Source organism: Pseudomonas yamanorum, from assembly GCF_900105735.1.
In the GTDB taxonomy this organism is placed as follows: Bacteria; Pseudomonadota; Gammaproteobacteria; order Pseudomonadales; family Pseudomonadaceae; genus Aquipseudomonas; species Aquipseudomonas yamanorum.
Genome location: NZ_LT629793.1, coordinates 2,762,270 through 2,779,676, shown reverse-complemented (window position 1 = coordinate 2,779,676; position 17,407 = coordinate 2,762,270). Strand labels below are relative to the sequence as shown.

Annotated in this window: 13 protein-coding genes; 8 read left to right on the top strand and 5 right to left on the bottom strand. The window is 61.2% G+C overall.

Translation table 11 applies throughout. From position 1 onward, the window contains the following. Nucleotides 1-231: 231 nt before the first annotated feature. Entirely contained in the window at nucleotides 232-2,301 is a 2,070-nt protein-coding gene (locus tag BLU46_RS13260) for an AsmA family protein (protein ID WP_093202306.1), read from the top strand. A gap of 137 nt (nucleotides 2,302-2,438) precedes the next feature. Here BLU46_RS13260 and BLU46_RS13255 read toward each other — a convergent pair whose 3' ends face one another. Together BLU46_RS13255 and BLU46_RS13250 are read right to left on the bottom strand one after the other, a co-directional pair. Further along, nucleotides 2,439-2,969: a ferritin-like domain-containing protein gene (locus BLU46_RS13255; protein ID WP_017478375.1), complete on the bottom strand. Its 531-nt coding sequence runs from the start codon at nucleotides 2,967-2,969 to the stop codon at nucleotides 2,439-2,441. Nucleotides 2,970-3,023: 54 nt separating this feature from the next. After that, complete coding sequence (locus BLU46_RS13250) at nucleotides 3,024-3,980, bottom strand: LysR substrate-binding domain-containing protein (RefSeq protein WP_172834534.1); 957 nt, start codon at nucleotides 3,978-3,980, stop codon at nucleotides 3,024-3,026. A 124-nt stretch (nucleotides 3,981-4,104) separates the two neighbouring features. Between BLU46_RS13250 and BLU46_RS13245 the strand changes: the two genes are divergently transcribed. Continuing rightward, complete coding sequence (locus BLU46_RS13245) at nucleotides 4,105-4,746, top strand: FMN-dependent NADH-azoreductase (protein WP_063033365.1); 642 nt, start codon at nucleotides 4,105-4,107, stop codon at nucleotides 4,744-4,746. A 1-nt stretch (nucleotide 4,747) separates the two neighbouring features. Continuing rightward, a complete protein-coding gene (locus tag BLU46_RS13240; RefSeq protein WP_063033364.1) occupies nucleotides 4,748-5,053 on the top strand; it encodes a DMT family transporter in 306 nt (101 codons plus the stop codon). Here the strand turns inward: BLU46_RS13240 and BLU46_RS13235 are convergent. Continuing rightward, nucleotides 5,046-5,942, bottom strand: a complete 897-nt coding sequence (locus BLU46_RS13235; protein ID WP_093202297.1) for a DMT family transporter — start codon at nucleotides 5,940-5,942, stop codon at nucleotides 5,046-5,048. The genes BLU46_RS13240 and BLU46_RS13235 overlap by 8 nt on opposite strands. 97 nt (nucleotides 5,943-6,039) lie before the next feature. On the opposite strand from BLU46_RS13235, the gene BLU46_RS13230 reads away from it, so the two are divergent. From BLU46_RS13230 to BLU46_RS13220, 3 genes are all read left to right on the top strand, one after another. After that, on the top strand, nucleotides 6,040-6,828 hold the full coding sequence (locus BLU46_RS13230; RefSeq protein WP_063033362.1) for an AraC family transcriptional regulator: 789 nt from the start codon (nucleotides 6,040-6,042) through the stop codon (nucleotides 6,826-6,828). 71 nt (nucleotides 6,829-6,899) lie between these two features. Continuing rightward, the gene (locus BLU46_RS13225) at nucleotides 6,900-7,214 is read left to right on the top strand and encodes a PsiF family protein (RefSeq protein ID WP_017478381.1); all 315 of its coding nucleotides are present in this window, start codon (nucleotides 6,900-6,902) and stop codon (nucleotides 7,212-7,214) included. A 186-nt stretch (nucleotides 7,215-7,400) separates the two neighbouring features. Continuing rightward, a complete protein-coding gene (locus BLU46_RS13220; protein WP_003217402.1) occupies nucleotides 7,401-8,414 on the top strand; it encodes an AI-2E family transporter in 1,014 nt (337 codons plus the stop codon). A gap of 134 nt (nucleotides 8,415-8,548) precedes the next feature. Here BLU46_RS13220 and BLU46_RS13215 read toward each other — a convergent pair whose 3' ends face one another. Then, entirely contained in the window at nucleotides 8,549-9,817 is a 1,269-nt protein-coding gene (locus tag BLU46_RS13215) for an Hsp70 family protein (protein ID WP_093202293.1), read from the bottom strand. A gap of 288 nt (nucleotides 9,818-10,105) precedes the next feature. Here BLU46_RS13215 and BLU46_RS13210 point away from each other — a divergent pair, with 288 nt between their 5' ends. Together BLU46_RS13210 and BLU46_RS13205 are read left to right on the top strand one after the other, a co-directional pair. Then, nucleotides 10,106-11,053, top strand: a complete 948-nt coding sequence (locus BLU46_RS13210; protein ID WP_003217399.1) for a DnaJ C-terminal domain-containing protein — start codon at nucleotides 10,106-10,108, stop codon at nucleotides 11,051-11,053. 2 nt (nucleotides 11,054-11,055) lie between these two features. Next, on the top strand, nucleotides 11,056-11,364 hold the full coding sequence (locus tag BLU46_RS13205) for a chaperone modulator CbpM (RefSeq protein WP_003217397.1): 309 nt from the start codon (nucleotides 11,056-11,058) through the stop codon (nucleotides 11,362-11,364). A 5-nt stretch (nucleotides 11,365-11,369) separates the two neighbouring features. On the opposite strand, the gene BLU46_RS13200 is transcribed toward BLU46_RS13205, so the two are convergent. Then, nucleotides 11,370-17,279 carry an NEL-type E3 ubiquitin ligase domain-containing protein gene (locus BLU46_RS13200; RefSeq protein ID WP_093202288.1) on the bottom strand — a complete coding sequence of 1,970 codons (5,910 nt, stop codon included), beginning with the start codon at nucleotides 17,277-17,279 and terminating at the stop codon, nucleotides 11,370-11,372. Between the last annotated feature and the right edge of the window lie 128 nt (nucleotides 17,280-17,407).

Here is a 17,407-nt window from a genome sequence, read left to right as displayed (position 1 = left end):
GTCTCAAGCCCGCGCTTTTGCACCGAGGTGGGTATTTTCGACACGATCGTGGGTAACAACGGTGCGTGGTTGATGATTGAAATTGTCTGATTGGTCAGGAAAGGCGGTTTTTACCGCTAATTCATCAATGGGGTTAAACCCCCGTGCCGTTTGTCAGTCGTAGCCATATAAGCTGTAGTCAAAACGTGCGCCCCAATGCGCCCGCTCAGTCGTAACCTGGAGTCCTGTGCAATGACGCGCACTCGTAAAATTCTCGCCTGGAGCTGCGCCAGCTTCGTTTTGTTAATCGCCATTGTGGTGTTGGTCCTGGTGTTCTTTGACTGGAACCGGATCAAGCCGCCGCTCAACGCCAAGGTCTCCGAAGAGCTGCATCGACCGTTTGCCATCAATGGCAACCTGGCAGTGGTGTGGCAGCGTGAGCCCGATGAAGGCGGCTGGCGCGCCTGGATTCCGTGGCCCCATGTGATTGCCGAGGACCTGACCCTGGGCAACCCCGATTGGTCGAAAACCCCGCAGATGGTCACCCTCAAGCGCGTGGAATTACGCATCTCGCCCCTGGCGTTGCTGGCCCAGCGCGTGGTGATCCCGCGTATCGACCTCACCGAACCGAGTGCGCAATTGCAGCGCCTGGCCGATGGCCGCGCCAACTGGACCTTCAAGTTCGACCCCAAGGACCCGAATGCCGAACCCTCCAACTGGGTGGTGGACATCGGCGCCATCGGCTTCGACAAAGGCCACGTGACCCTCGACGACCAAACCCTCAAGACCCAACTCGACGTAGTGATTGATTTGCTCGGCAAGCCAATTCCCTTCGGCGAAATAGTCGGGGACGCCGACGCCAAGAAGGCCCTGGAAAAAGGCTCGGCGCCGCAGGATTACGCGTTCGGCCTCAAGGTCAAAGGCCAGTACCACGGCCAGAAGCTCGATGGCACCGGCAAGATCGGTGGCCTGCTGGCGTTGCAGGACGCGGCCAAGCCGTTCCCGCTGCAAGCCCAGGCCAGGATCGGCGACACCAGCATCGCGCTGGCCGGCACCCTGACCGACCCGATGAACCTCGGCGCCCTCGATCTGCGCCTCAAACTCTCCGGCAGCAGCCTGGGCAATCTCTACCCACTCACCGGCGTGACCTTGCCGGATTCGCCGGCCTATTCCACTGACGGCCACCTGATCGCCAAGCTGCATGAGGCCAGTGGCGCGTCGTTCCAGTATGAAAACTTCAACGGTAAGATCGGCAACAGCGACATCCACGGCAACCTCGGCTACGTCGCCAGCCAGCCGCGGCCCAAACTCACCGGTGCGCTGGTCTCCAACCAGTTGTTGATGACCGACCTGGCGCCGCTGATTGGCGCCGACTCCAACGCCAAGCAAAAAGCCCGTGGCGGCGAAAGCAAGCAGCCGGCGACCAAGGTGTTGCCGGTGGAAGAGTTCCGCACCGAACGCTGGCGCGACATGGATGCCGACGTTGAATTCACCGGCAAGCGCATCGTCCACAGTGCCGAATTGCCGTTCACCGATCTTTACACCCACCTGGTGTTGAACGACGGCCAGTTGAGCCTGGAGCCCCTGCGTTTCGGCGTGGCCGGTGGCAAGCTCGACGCGCAGATTCGCCTTAACGGGCGTACTACGCCGATGGAAGGCCAGGCGAAACTCACCGCACGTAACTTCAAGCTCAAGCAGTTGTTCCCAACCTTTGAACCGATGAAAACCAGCTTCGGTGAACTCAACGGCGATGCGGATATTTCCGGGCGCGGCAATTCTGTAGCCGCATTGCTCGGCACGTCGAATGGCGATCTGAAGATGTTGATCAACGACGGCGCCATCAGCCGCGGACTGATGGAAATAGCCGGGCTCAACGTCGGCAACTACGTGGTCGGCCGCCTGTTTGGCGATAAGGAAGTGAAGATCAACTGTGCGGCCGCAGACTTCGGTATCAAGTCGGGCCTGGCGACGACTCGCCTGTTTGTGTTCGATACCGAGAACGCGATCATCTACATCGATGGCACCGCGAATATGGCCAGCGAGCAGCTTGACCTGACGATTACCCCAGAGTCCAAAGGCTTCCGCCTGTTCTCCCTGCGCTCGCCGTTGTACGTCAACGGGCCGTTTATCAAGCCCAACGCTGGTGTGAAGGCGGTGCCGCTGATGTTGCGTGGTGCGGGTATGGTTGCACTGGGTGTGATTGCCGGCCCGGCGGCGGGTTTGCTGGCGCTGGTGGCGCCGAGCGGCGATGAGCCGAACCAGTGTGCGCCGTTGCTGCAACAGATGAAGGAAGGCAAGGCACCTAAAACAGTGAAGGGCTAGCTGACAAAACCGGGAACCAAATGTGGGAGCGGGCTTGCTCGCGAAGGCGGTGGATCAGTCAAGAATGTGCCGACTGATCCACCGCCTTCGCGAGCAAGCCCGCTCCCACATGGGTTTTGCGGTGTGAGCTGTGTTAGTTACAGGTCCTTCAGAATATCCGCCATGTCGTCGGCGTGTTCTTCTTCCTGGGCCAGGATCTCTTCGAAGATCCGGCGAGTGGTCGGGTCTTTGTCGCCGATGTACTGGATGATCTCGCGATAGCTGTCCACCGCGATGCGCTCGGCCACCAGGTCTTCGTAGACCATTTCCTTCAGCGTATTGCCGGCCACGTACTGCGCGTGGGAGTTTTTCGACAGCAGGTCGGGGTTGAACTCCGGCTCGCCGCCCAACTGCACGATGCGCTCGGCCAGCTTGTCGGCGTGTTCGGCTTCCTGGGTCGCGTGCTCGAGGAATTCCTCGGCGGCGACATGCGCCTTGACGCCATTGGCCATGAAGTAGTGGCGCTTGTAGCGCAGCACACACACCAGTTCGGTGGCCAGTGATTCGTTGAGCAGACGCAGGATTTCCTGGCGGTCGGCGTCATAGCCTTCAGTCACGGCACCGTTTTCGACGTTCTTGCGGGCGCGGTCACGTAAAGTGGCTACGTCAGACAAATGTGAGTCAGTCATCTCATTCTCCTGGTACTAATCCGGTTTTGCGCCACGCTCTGTCGGCGTGATCGCTCACTGGTTGTGAGTCCCAGGCAACCCGAAAAGTTTTATCGGATTTTCCAGCGTGTGTCCCGACAGCCGCGCTTCCTCCTGCAACCACTCAAAAAACGCCCGGACCGGCGGATGCCGTTCACGCCCCGGCACGCACAGGGCGCTGTAGCCGGCGCCGTTGACGCGGATCTGTGGCCGGTAAGGCACCAGCAACCCGCTGGCGACGCTTTCCGAGACCAGGATATTGCTCGCCAATACCAGGCCCTGGCCGGCAATCGCTGCTTGCAAGGCGTAGTGTTCTTCGTCGTATTCGCGCAGTGGCGAAGCGGATTGCAACCAATCTTCCCCGGCTTTTTCGCACCAGGCCTGCCAGCCCAGGGCGTACAGCTTGGAGTTGTGCCAGCGCACGCTGATCAGGGTCGGGGTGCGCTCGCGCGCCAGGGCGACTTGTTCGGGGGAGCCATACACGGCAAAACACTCATCGAACAGGCACAAGCCGTAGAGGTTTGTGTAGTCGTCGATGCTGTAGCGGATCACCAGGTCGACGCTGGCGTCCTGCTGCAAATCGACGACGGCGCAGTTGGTGTCCAGACGCAGGCTGATATCCGGATGGGCGGCATAGAAGCGGCCGAGTCGCGGCACCAGCCACAGGGCAGCGAACGCCGGCGTGGTGGATAAGGTGAGATTGCCGGCGCTGCGTTGCGGGCGCAGGGTATCGACGCTTTGCGCGACGTCCAGCAGGGCGCCATGCAGGCTGTGGAACAGGCGCTCGCCGCGTTCCGTCAGGCGCACCTGGCGCGGCAGGCGCTCGAACAGCTGCACGCCGAGCCAGGTTTCCAATGAGCGAATCTGATGGGACACCGCCGTCGGCGTTACCGACAACTCCTGGGCGGCGGCCTTGAAGCTCAGCAGGCGCGAGGCCGATTCAAAGGCGCGCAGGGCGGTCAGGGGCAGCGAGGCAAACATGTGAGGCTCCATGGATGAATTCAGTTCATCCAAAACAATTATTGCTCATTTGTGAGGAAGGCCGCTCGACTCTAGATTTGTGCGTAACAGAGGCAGCCATTCAGGTTGCCTGAGTCTAGCGTGTGAAGGCCAACAGATGAAAAAAATGCTTGCGATCCATTCCAGCCCCCGCGGCGAACGTTCCCACTCCCGGCGCCTGGCCGAGGTGTTCCTGGTCGCCTGGCACACCGCCAATCCCGACGCGCAGCTGACCCGCCGCGAAGTGGGCCGGGCATCTATCCCCCACGTCAGCGAAGCGTTCATTGCCGCCAGCTTCCACCCGGAGCCGCAGGCAATGCCGTTGTCCATGCGCGCCGATTTGCAACTGAGCAATGAACTGGTGGCCGAGCTGGTCGAGCACGAACTGCTGGTGATTTCCGTGCCGATGTACAACTTCGGGATTCCCAGCGGCCTCAAGGCCTGGATCGACCAGATCGTGCGCATGGGCCACACCGTAGATATCACTCAGGACAGCCAGGGCATCGCCCACTACCAGCCGTTGCTGTTGGGCAAAAAGGCGCTGATCATCACCAGTCGCGGCGGCAGCGGCTTTGGCCCGGGCGGGGAAAACGAGGCGATGAACCACGCCGATCCGCACCTGCGGACCGCGCTGGGGTTTATCGGCATTGAAGACGTCACAGTGATCGCCGCAGAGGGCGAGGAGTCCGACCCGAGCGTGTTCCGTCGCTCCTGCGATGCGGTCGAAGGCCAACTGCGCGATCTGGCCGGGAGCTTCTGAGGTGTCCTGGCTCTTCCTGCTGATCGCTGCCGGGTTTGAGGTGACGTTCGCCATGGGCATGAAGTACGCCGACGGTTTCACCCGGCTGTGGCCATCGCTGGTCACCGTCATCGCGGCCGTGGGCGGGATCTACTTCCTGACCCTGGCCATGCGTGAGTTGCCGGTGAGCGTGGCCTACCCGATCTGGACCGCCATTGGTTCACTGGGCACGGTGTTTCTCGGGTTTGCGCTGTTGGGGGAGAGCCTGACGCTGATCAAGCTGCTGTCGGTGGGCTTGATCGTCGCCGGCGTGGTGGGGCTCAAGTAGCTTCAGGCGCGCCGACATTGCTGCGAACCGGTGTCGTCCAGCGCTCCGACAAAATCACCCCGCCCAAGGTCAGCAAGCCGCCCACCAGGTGATACATCGCCAGTTGCTCCTTCAACACCACGGCGGCAATCAACGCGGTAATCAACGGCAGCAGGTTGAAAAACAGCGTGGTGCGGCTTGGGCCGAGGGTCTTCACCGAATGCATCCACGCCAACGGCGCGAGCATCGAGGCCAACAGGCAGGCGTACAGCACCAGCGGGATATTCGACCAGCCAAGGCCGGCCTTGTCGGAGAGCAGGAACAGTGGAAACAGCACCACCACTGCCACCAGCACCTGCAAATACAGCAACACCAGCGGCGGCAAACGCAGCTGCCATTTTTTCAGCAGGGTGCTGTAGACCGCGTAGGCCAGCGTGGCCACCAGCATCATCGCGTCACCCATGTTCAGCCCGTGTTGCAGTAGCGCGCTGAGACTGCCGGCGGAAACCACCACCACCACGCCGGCGAACGACAGCACGGCACCGGTCAGGGCGCCTAAGGTCAGGCGTTGGCCAAGGCTGATGATGGCGGCGGTGAGGGCCATCAGCGGCATCAGCGACAGGATGATGCCCATGTTGGTGGCCGAGGTCAGGTTCGCGGCGTAATACGCCAGGCTCTGATACACCGCCATGCCCAGCACGCCGAGGATGAAGATCTTGCCCAGGTTGGGGCGAATCAGCGACCAATTGGCGATGACGGGTTTAAGCATGAACGGGGTAAACAGCACGCCCGCCAGCAGCCAGCGATAAAAGCCGATCTCGGCAGGGAAAATCGTCCCCACCGCGAGTTTGTTGACCACGGTATTGCCGGCCCAGATAAAAATGGCCAGTAACGGATAAGCGTATTGCATCGAAAGGAGCCTGTTGCGTCTATGAGCGGCGATTATCCTTTGTCTGGATCGAAGCCTATACTTCGATCCAGCCATCCGACCTTTGTATCCAGACAATATGCCGAAGAAGTACATCAACCTTCCCGATTTCGACCAGTTGCCGTCCCCGGTGTATTTCCGCTATTCGGAATTCGAGGCCGACACCCATGCCAGTGCGCACCAGCATGCCTGGGGTTCCCTGGACTACTCGGCCCGAGGCGTGATGCGTTTTGAAGTGGCCGGCAGCCGCTTCATGTCGCCGCCGCAGTACGCGGTGTGGATTCCGCCAAACACCCAGCACAGTTCCTACAATGCCCAGGCGATCGTCTACCGCTCGGTATATCTGGCGCCCGCCTTGTGCGAGCAATTGCCGGCGCAGCCGTGCACCCTGACCATCAGCGATATCCTCAAGGCGATCCTCAGTGATTTTGCCGAGCGTGACGTCAACATTCCTGAGAATGAAGCCGATGTGCGCCTGGCCCAGGTGCTGGTGGACCAGCTTCGGCAGGCCCCGGTGCACGATTGTTTCCTGCCGTACGCCAGCCATCCCGGGTTACTCAGCGTGCTGGAGGGTATGCAGGCCGATCCCGGGAATAACCGTGCGCTGGCCCAGTGGGCGGAGCAGGTACATGTCAGTGAGCGCACCCTGGCCCGGCAATTCGTGCGTGAGCTAGGGATGAGTTTCGGCGAATGGCGCCAACGCCTGCGTTTCCTCGCGTCCATCGAAGCGCTGGACAGCCCGCGCAGCGTCCAGGAAGTGGCCTTTGACCTGGGCTACAGCACCGCCTCGGCGTTTATCGCGATGTTTCAGCGCCAGGCCGGCTGCACGCCGGAGCAGTACCGTCGGACGAATATTCGTAGCAGGTGAACGTGTAACAGGGTTTGACTACACTGCTGGGGAGGCCGTGCCCCTCGGCACGGTAACAGGGAGAAAACTCCATGAAGATGCTGCGTATTCCGCTGTTGATGATGGGCTTGCTGTTGTGTTCCCAAGGCTTTGCCGCGACTGCCGCACAGACGGCTCAGCAACAAAAAATGACCACTTGCAACGCCGAAGCCAAGACCAGTGGCAAAACCGGTGATGATCGCAAGGCATTCATGAGCACCTGCCTCAAGGCCGCCCCGGCTGCCAACGACGCCAAGACCCTTACGCCACAGCAGCAAAAAATGAAAGACTGCAACGCCACGGCGAAAACCCAGGCGCTGACCGGCGATGCACGTAAAACGTTTATGAGCACCTGTCTGAAGAAATAATGATGCAGAACCCTGTGGGAGCTGGCTTGCCTGCGATTGCGACCTGACAGTCGATGCCTTCGTTGACTGACCCACCGCTATCGCGGGCAAGCCAGCTCCCACATTGGGCCGGGTTTAGACTTCTCGCTTGATTCACCCAAGGCTGGCAGACTGCCCATCCTTTAACGCCGTTCGTTTTGAGGCTGTATGCCAACGTTTTCTCAGCGTCACGTGTTGTTGTTGGTCAGTTGCGTGCTGATTTTTGGCGGGCTGCTGCTGGTTTTGCCGTTGAAGTTGCTGCCGAGCCTGCTGGCCGGGCTGCTGGTGTATGAGCTGGTCAACATGCTCACCCCGCAGTTGCAGCGATTAATCGAAGGCCGGCGGGCGCGCTGGTTGGCAGTGGCGTTGCTCGGGACTTTGATCGTCAGCATCCTGACCCTGATCTTTGCCGGGGCCATCAGCTTCCTGCTGCACGAAGCGGAAAACCCGGGGGCTTCCCTGGATAAATTCATGGGCGTGGTCGACCGAGCCCGCGGCCAGTTGCCGCCGTTTCTCGACGCGTACTTGCCGGCCAGCGCCGCAGAGTTCCGCGTGGCCATCGGCGAATGGCTGAGCAAACACCTCAGCGAATTGCAGTTGGTGGGCAAAGACGCCGCGCACATGTTCGTGACCTTGCTCATCGGCATGGTGTTGGGCGCGATCATCGCCCTGCAGCGGGTGCCGGACCTCACCAAGCGCAAACCCCTGGCGGCCGCGTTGTTCGACCGCCTGCACCTGCTGGTCCAGGCCTTTCGCAACATCGTCTTCGCCCAGATCAAGATCGCTGCGCTGAACACCGCGTTCACCGCGATCTTCCTCGCGGTGGTGCTGCCGCTGTGCGGGATTCACCTGCCGCTGACCAAGACGTTGATCGTGCTGACGTTCCTGCTGGGCCTGTTGCCGGTGATCGGCAACCTGATGTCCAACACCCTGATCACCATCGTGGCTCTGTCGCTGTCGATTTGGGTGGCGGTGGCGGCGTTGGGCTACCTGATTGTGATCCACAAGGTCGAGTACTTCCTCAACGCGCGGATCGTCGGTGGGCAGATCAGTGCCAAGTCGTGGGAATTGCTGTTGGCGATGCTGGTGTTCGAAGCCGCCTTCGGCCTGCCGGGGGTGGTGGCGGGGCCGATTTATTATGCGTACTTGAAGAGTGAGTTGAAGCTGGCGGGGATGGTTTAGGCATTGATGTTGCCTGGACTGGCCCCTTCGCGAGCAAGCCCGCTCCCACATTCGGCTGCATTCCAAAGTTGGAACTCGGTCAAATGTGGGAGCGGGCTTGCTCGCGAAGGGCGCGCCACGGTTTCAGCTAAAACTCAGTAGCCGTAGCGCTTGCTGGCCTCAATCGCCAGACCACTGCCGATACTGCCAAAGATATTCCCTTCCACATGCTGCGCATTCGGCAGCATCGCCGAGATGCTGTGGCGCAGCGCCGGAATCCCGCTGGAACCCCCGGTAAAGAACACTGTGTCCACCTGGGCCACGTCCACCGAGGCATCGTTGAGCAACTGGGTCACGCTGTTGCGCACCCGCTCCAGCAAGCCATCAATGGCCGACTCGAACAATGCCCGACTCAATTCCACGCTCAAGCCTGGTTCGACCCGGTCCAGCAGCACATGGCGGCTGTCCTGTTGGGTCAGCTGGATCTTGGTTTCTTCCACTTCCATCGCCAACCAGTGCCCGGCGCGCTGTTCGATCAGGTTGAACAGCCGGTCGATGCCGCCCGTGTCCTCGATGTCGTAGCGCATGCTGCCCAGCGCGAGCTTGGATTTCTGCGAGTACACCGAGTTGATGGTGTGCCAGGTCGCCAGGTTCATGTGGTGGCTGGTGGGCATGTAGGCGCCGCTCTTCATGCGGCTGCCGTAGCCGAACAGCGGCATCATGCCGGCCAGCGAGAGTTGCTTGTCGAAGTCGGTACCGCCGATATGCACACCGCCGGTGGCGAGGATGTCGTCGTGGCGGTTGTCGATCTGGCGGCGCTCGGGCGACAGGCGCACCAGGGAGAAGTCAGACGTACCCCCGCCGATGTCGACAATCAGCACCAGTTCTTCTTTCTCGATGGTGGACTCGTAGTCGAAGGCCGCGGCAATCGGTTCGTACTGGAACGAGATGTCCTTGAAGCCGATCTTGCGGGCTACGTCCACCAGGGTGTTTTCGGCTTCCTGGTCGGCCATCGGGTCGTCGTCGACGAAGAACACCGGGCGGCCCAGCACCACTTCGTCGAACTCACGCCCGGCGGTGGTCTCGGCACGGCTCTTGAGTTGGCCGATAAACAGCGCCAGCAGGTCGGTGAACGGCATGGCCGTGCCCAGTACGCTGGTGTCGTGCTTGATCAGCTTGGAACCCAGCAGGCTCTTGAGCGAGCGCATCAGCCGGCCTTCGTAGTTTTCCAGGTACTCGTGCAGGGCCAGGCGACCGTACACCGGGCGGCGCTCTTCGAAGTTGAAGAACACCACCGACGGCAGCGTGATCTTGTCGTCCTCCAGCGCGATAAGCGTTTCCATGCCGGGACGAATCCAGCCGACGGTGGAGTTGGACGTGCCGAAGTCGATACCGCAGGCACGGGCTGGGGATGGGTTTTTCATGTCAATCGGGTTCCGGTTGAAAAACGGCCGCGCAGTGTATGCCACCCGCGTGCAGATGCGTAGGCCGACTATCCGCTAAATACAACGGACTTGTTACCTTGAAAGCCCGGTGTTTGCCCCCAAATCCTCCCCATACGGTTGGTGGCTGCAGGATTCTGCCCGCAGCGCCGATAAACTTCTGACGCACCCTTCGGTCACAAGATTGAGATCGGTCAATCCAGACGCCGCAAACAGGCGCATGCTGTGACGCTGGCAGTGCGATATCGATAACGGACGGTGATACTCCCGATGGACTTCAAAGACTATTACAAGATTCTCGGCGTCGAGCCGACTGCCGACGACAAGACGATCAAGGCCGCCTATCGCAAGCTGGCGCGCAAATATCACCCGGACGTGAGCAAGGAAAAGGACGCCGAAGCCAAGTTCAAGGACGCGTCCGAAGCCTATGAAGCGCTGAAAAGCGCCGACAAACGCGCCGAATACGACGATCTGCGCAAATACGGCCAGCATGGCCAGCCGTTCCAGGGCCCGCCAGGTTGGCAGAGCCGTGGTGGCTATGGCGGCGGTGGCCAGGACACCGGCGACTTTTCGGACTTCTTCAGCTCGATCTTCGGTTCGCGCGGCAATGGTTTTGGTGGTGCCCAAGGCCGTAGCGCCGGGCGCCGGGGGCAAGATGTGGAAATGGAACTGCCGGTCTTCCTCGAAGAGACCCTGTCCAACGAGTCCAAGCAGGTCAACTTCCAGGTGCCGCAATACAACGCGGCCGGCCAGCACGTCAGCAACACCACCAAGAGCCTGAACGTGAAGATCCCGGCCGGTGTGGCCGACGGCGAGCGCATCCGCCTCAAGGGCCAGGGCGCGCCGGGGATTGGCGGTGGTGCCAATGGTGATCTGTACTTGATCATCAAGTTCGCGCCACACCCTAAATTCGATGTGGAAGGTGAGAACCTGATCATCACCCTGCCGCTGGCCCCGTGGGAGCTGGCGTTGGGCACGGAAGTGGCGGTGCCGACCCTCACCGGCAAGATCAACCTCAAGGTGCCCGCCGGCAGCCAGAACGGCCAGCGCATGCGCGCCAAGGGCCATGGCTTGTTGAACAAGGCCGGGCAGCGCGGTTACCTGTTTGTGCAACTCAAGGCGGTGATGCCGAAAAACACCGACGACGAGGTCAAGGCGTTGTGGCAGGAACTGGCACAAAAAGCCGCCTTCGATCCAAGAGAATCATGGAGTAGCTAACGATGAGCAGTCCCCGTTTGGTTCAAGTGAACATGGCAGAATTCTGTGAGGCCACCGACCTGTCGGTGGCCTACGTGATCGAAATCGTCGAGCACGGCATCGTTGAACCGGTGGGGACCAGTCCCGAGTCCTGGCGCTTTACCGATTACGAGCTGGCCCTGGCCAAGCGTGCCTCGGCGCTGCAAAAGGACTTGGAGCTGGAATGGGAAGGCGTCGCCCTGGCGCTCGACCTGCTGGAAGAAGTCCAGCAACTGCGGGCCGAGAACCAGATGCTTAAGCAGCGGCTGGGGCGGTTGGTGCAAACGCCGTAAGTCCGTCAGGCGATGTTGCAGCGCTCCTTGCATGGTACCCAGTCGCGCAGGGTCAGCGACCGAATCTCTTGCGCTTCCGCCACGGCCAGTTGCAGTTGCACATCTTCAGCCTGGGTTGTGTATTCGTCATCAGTCAGGCTGCCCGCAAGGTGCTCCTCGGATAACGCATTCAACCGCACATCATAGTGGTCCCTCAGGGCGCTGAACGCTTCCCCATACTGCTTGCGGATAAAGGCCTGCCAGAACTCACGGCCCAGCAGTGATTGTACGAAGGCCTTGGAGTTGTCCAGTCGTTCGATTCTGATGGCGACATTAGCCAGTATCTGCGGCGCCACTTGCCCCGTTGCGAGGTAGCGGGCCTCAATGGGTTGACCAGGCAGGCCAAGGCGGCGTGCCAAGCCCATGCGATAGGCCAGGCGGATTTCAATATCTTCGAGTTTTTCCAGGGCGGCGACTTTTTGTTCAGGAGTCATGCTCGACATGCGAATCATGCCTTCTCGAACCCGAATCTCCCCGCTGGCTGATTTTTCCACCTCGTCCAGGCGAAAGAGGCCCTTGCCCAACTCGTACAGTGCCGGTCCCGCCTCGCCATCGCTGGCCCCTTGTGTGGCTTGCCACGTCAGCACCTTGACCTCCATGTCACTGAATACCAGGGCCGCCCGATCACCACAGCGCGGGTCACCCGCCAGGTTGAACAGCTCTTCACACAAGCCATCGTCCCGTGCCGCGTCGAGCAGCTGCCACAGGCGTGATTGCAGGTCGGTGTAGCCGCGGCGGTACTCCGCCGATTCTTTAAGGTTGTCGAGGATGTCGAGGAAGATCTGCGCGCCGGGTTTTTCGGCAATCGACTCCCACAGGCTGCGTCTTATGTCGATTTCCTCGGGTGACAGACCGTCCATCCAGTGCTGGTATGCCGGCTCCGGTGTGTCGTCCAGCACCTGTTCTTGAGGGGTGCGAACCTCGACGGTCGCGGGCCGTGGCGCCCGATAACGCATCGCGTGTGCCTGCCGGCGCTCCGCAGCCTCGGGGTGGAGTAAGGTTGCATTGTTCCAATACTCAATCAACTGCCTGCGGGCTTCTGTGGTCAGCGGGTTACCGCCGATAAATGTGACGTTGTTGACGCGGATGACTGCCTCGGCCTCCTCGGGTGGCGGGTTGACTCGGGACTCGGGCAACTGCGTGATACGGTTCTCGGTCAGGTCAACGGTGTCCAACGCCTGATGTGGCCCCAGGCCCTGCGGCCACTCGGTGATCCCGGTGTTTCTCAAATTCACCCCGCGCAGGTTCGGCAGGGTACCGAAGTTGGGGGTACGCGCCAGGGGGTTGCGGCTCAGGTCGACCGTCTTGAGTGAGGTGAGCCCCTCCAGCAGATCCACGTCGGCCTCGGTCAGAGACAACCGGTTGCCCCTGAGGTCCAGGCGGGTGAGCCGGTTCATCCGGGCAACGCTGGGCGGGATTGAACGCAACTCGCCGTTTGACAGTTCGAGCCAACGGGTGTGGCTGAAGTGGCCGAGAAACTCATCCAGACTGTACAGGGATCGCATGCCCTGCAGTTTGATTGACCCTACGTGGCTGAAATCCGCTTCCAGCGCCGGCAAGTCACCGACGCTCAAACCGAGTGCTTCAAGCGTGTAACCGATGGGAGAACCATCACGGGCCAGGGCTTTGGGGGTCATGCGCCGCCAGCACTCCTTGAGGTTCCGGGCAAATTGCCGGCGGTGACTGGCATCCCCTACGCGAAGGTTGGCGTCGTCGGCCGCCACCAGGAACCGTTGTGCGGCCCAGGCGTCCAGCTGGCTGTTCAAGGTTTGCCATTGGCCTTCCAGGCGTGTCAGTTCGGCCGGCGCCCCGTCGCCTGCATCCAATACGAGTCGCTCGTTTTCATCCTCGCTGAAGCCGGGGAAAAGCTCCCTTGCCCGCAGCATTTCGTCGGTGTGGCTCAAGGGGACTTCGAATGCGCCAGGCTGGCCGCCGTTGCGCCAGCCCGGGCGGGTTCGTGAAAGGCGAGTGATGTACGCACGCATCTGTTGATTGGCTCGCGGGGTGAACGGGTTGTCACGCAGGCGGGTCATGCGGTTGAGACGGATGCTGGCCTCTACCTTTTCGGGAGCAGGGTTGAGCAGGCTGTCGGGCACCGCGCTCAGGTGATTGCCGGACAGGTCGACCTCCCTCAGCTCCGGCAATTCCAGCAGGCCCGTGGGCCACTGGTTGATCCGGGTGTAACGCAGCTCCAGCTTGCGCAATCGGAGCAGGGTGCTGAAATCGGGCAGGGCGCCCAAAGGGTTGTCGTTCAGGGACAGTTCTTCCAGGCGGCTCAGGCCGGCCAGTTGGCCGGCGCTGGTTTCGCTCAGGCGGATCGCATTGGCGGACAGGTCCAGGTGCGTCAGCTCCTTCATTGCCGTGATTGCTTCGGGCAGTTCGGTCAGCGTCTGGCGTCCGATACCGCCGACTTGCTTGAGGGTCATACGTTTCAGATTGGGGAAGTTGCCAAGGAACTGCCCGGCGCTCTCGGTGAAGCTCACCTGCTCGAGAACCAACTCCTCGACGTGGCCAAAGTCGGCGTTCACGTTGGGCAGGTTCACCTGGGCGCTGATTTCCAGGCGACGCCCGCTATTGGCCCCGGCACGGGCCACGGTCTGTCGGCGCCAGCAGTTCCTCAACGCATCGGCCGCCGACCGCTCCCGGCCGCCCGGGTCCACCCCAAATGGACGCCGGCTCGTCTCTTCACGGGCACTGCGTTTAACCCAGTCCTTGAGCGCGCGGTCGAGGGTGGCGTACTGGTTTTCCCTGCGCGTCAATTCACTGCGGGCATCGCTCCCGAGGGTCTCGATGAAGGCGTGTGCTTGCTCGTCGTTGAACCCCGGATACAGCTTGCGCACCCGCGTATGGGTGCTGCGCAGTTGATTGAGTTTGTGTAGCGGGGAGCCCCCTGGCAAACGCTGGTTTCCCGCCAACGGTTTGCGCAGCACCGGGTAATCCAGCAGCACCGAGCGTAGCTCATCCCGGGCCAATGGCGCTTGCCGGACCCGCTGCTTCAAAGTGCCGGCGTCCCGTGCCGCGTCGCCCAGCGCGCGGCGCTGGCCTTGTTCGAGCCGCGACAGAACAGCGCCATACAGGTCGGTGGTGCCGAACGATCCGTCTTCACCCATCGCCAGTTGCAGCGGCGGCGCGTCGGCAACTGGACCGACGGCGTCAATCAGCGGACCCTGTTCGCTGCCCAAGCGGATTTCTACCCGCAGGTTTGGGTCCCATCCCGGCAAGCTGGGCAACGTATGCAAGGCCAGGCGCCGACTGTCCTGGCTCTCCAATGCATCCAGGTACAACCCTTCATAGGCCCTTGCCATCCGCACTTGCTGCTGGCTTTCTCGCGCCAGGGCAGTGAGCCGAGGTGACAACTTCTGATGTCCACTCAGCGCGGTTAAATCCGCGTCCGTGGCCGTTTCCAGCAACTGCCCGGCAACCTCGGCCGGGAGACCGGAAAACAGGTCCATGAGCTGTTGTACCTGGGGCGAGCGGGCCAGATTATGGGCGCGGTAATCCGCGTCGAACAGCGAGGCCCGGCAGTCCCTGGCGGCCTGGGCAACTTCCCGGCGCCAGAGCATCGCCTGTTCGTCCAGCACACGAGGGGTAGGATCGAGGACCGCCGGATAGGTCAGGCCTTGTTGCGCCACCACGCGGTCGGTGACCGCCGGGTCAGCCTGCGCGTAATCCAGCGGATCATCGCTGCCCATTTGCTCGATAAACGTCTCAAGTCGCTGATGCAGGCGAAAGCGCTCAAGGCAATCGGTCAACAGGGCGGGCGGCAGTTGCAGGTCTACATGCAGTTGGCGCAGTTGATCGGCGGTGGTGCCACTCGCCAAGCGCACCTGTTCCAGTTGCGCGTCGCTCAAGCCTCGGGTGCGGTAGCCCAGGCGACGCATCAGCATCGGGCCGTCCCACGTCAGCGGCTCTTCGCCTTCATGCAGCCAGGCGCCCGCGCCGTTATGCGCCACCTGCGGGGCATAGGCGTCGGAGCGTGTGGGGTGTTGTATGCGATAGGTGTCACCGTCGGGCTCGGGTTTGAGCGCGTACAGTTGATCGTCGAGGGGCAGCAGGGGGTGTTGGCCGTGACTGTGCAACCCCAGGTCATCAACGGCAGCATTCCTGGGCAGCACGACTTCACTGCGATAGGGCGTAAGGTCCGGCTTCCACAGACGCGGCTCGCCGCCTGGCAGTTGAATAGGTTTGAGCTCCCGTACCACCGCTGGCGGTGCCGTCAGTTTCATCAGGCCTTTTCCGGCACCGACCGTCAAGGCCAGGGTTGCCAGGTTTTGCGCGACGTCGAACCAGTGGTCTTTCGCCGCCTCCCGGTCACCTTCGCTCCATTCCATCACCCCATCGAAGGTCTCATACAGCAACTGGCCCGCCATGGCGGCCAGCATGATTTCGCCGACCACCGGGACGAACGCCAGCGCCAGGCCAATCACGGTCGCGCCGCCTTCCAGCCAATGGGCGATTTTTTGTGCGCGCACCCGGGCGTCGACATCGGCGGTGGGCACTGCCTGGTTGCGGGCATCACTGAGGGCCTTGTCGCGCCCATGCTCAAACAGGTTGGTCCACAGATCGACGTTGCCTGCCCACAGGCCGCGTCTTGAGACCACCATCAAGTACAGGTCGGGAGCGTCCGTCCTTACAACCCTGCAGCCGGTTTTCGGTGGGGGAAGTTTCTGCGGCAGCACCGTATCTGCCAATACCGGGAAGGCGATGTGCAGCATCGTTTGGGTCACCGACGAGCGCGCCACTGTGTCGATTACGGAGGTGGAGCCGGCAGCGGGTTGCGTAAACCGGTTGAAGAACGCCGGCTTGTCGTGTTCATCGAGAAACCGGCTGAAAAAGCGTTGGTAGCTTGTGGGCCCCGGGAGGTCGTTACTGCCTGGCTCGCTCGGTTCTTTATCGCGCGTTATCCACTGACGGTTCAGTTCGGCTCTCAGCTCCCCCAGGTTGTCGTAGCGCTTGAGCGGGTGCTGCGGATCGTGGGGGAGATAGACGATGAAGTCAGTGGCGTATTGGTATTTTTCCACTGGCATAAACACCACGCTCCCCATCAGCGCGCGGTCCATTACGCTCAGGCAACTGAACCACACGGGCTTGCCACCCAGCGTGGGGTTGCGTTCGCCGTCGACAACCTTAAGCACCATGACGAAATCATCCGGGCGAATATCCTGCTTGAGCAACGCCAGGTACGCCGCGGCCCTGAGGGCGTCTTTCTGGCTGGTGATCACGGTGTCGCGCAACCGGGCGGCCACAGCTTCGTCGGTGGGCAGTAATACTTCCTTGAGGTGAGCCTGGTAGCGGGCACCCACGTCCAGTGTGCGGCACAACCTGATAAAGGCGGGCACTCTCAGCGTCTGGCTGATAGTGGGAGACGCACCCTCCCGGTCCGGGTGTTGGGTAAACCCGGAGGCGGGATCAAATGCGCCGTCTTCACCTTCGCTGGCTTCAAAGTTATGCAGGGTGGCCTGTATCAGTGAAACCTCGAGTACTTTGTATTCGCCGGCCTTGACCCCCAGCTTGCCGAGCTTCAGTGGCTCATACAAACGAAGATAGGTGCCTTCGACATCCACGCTGATGTTGAATTGTTCTTTCAGCGCGCTGTTGAGCAGGCCTGTGGCGAACGGCATGAGTGCCTGGATATTTGCCAGGTGTTTATCCACAGCGTGCTGAGATTTGAAACTGGTTTCATTGAACGCCTTCAACGTTCTTCGCTGCAGCGGCGATAAGCTGTCTATCCACTGCGCCTGTTCTAGCCTGGCCTGTTTCAGCGCGACTATCCGGTGGGCCGGCGCTTGCACCAACCAGTCTGGAATAGCCTGGCGAATGAACTCATTGTTGTCGTCTAAAGATGAGGCGGGAGTAACAGCGGGGGCATCCTGCATGGGGGCATTCCTTTGGATAGGCAAAGGAAAAAGGCTACTGAAAACCGCTGTGGATTAATAAGTCGAAAACCCGTTGGGTAACTCGCAATAGTTACCGCATCGGCCCCGGATTACGCATGGGTTGGCGA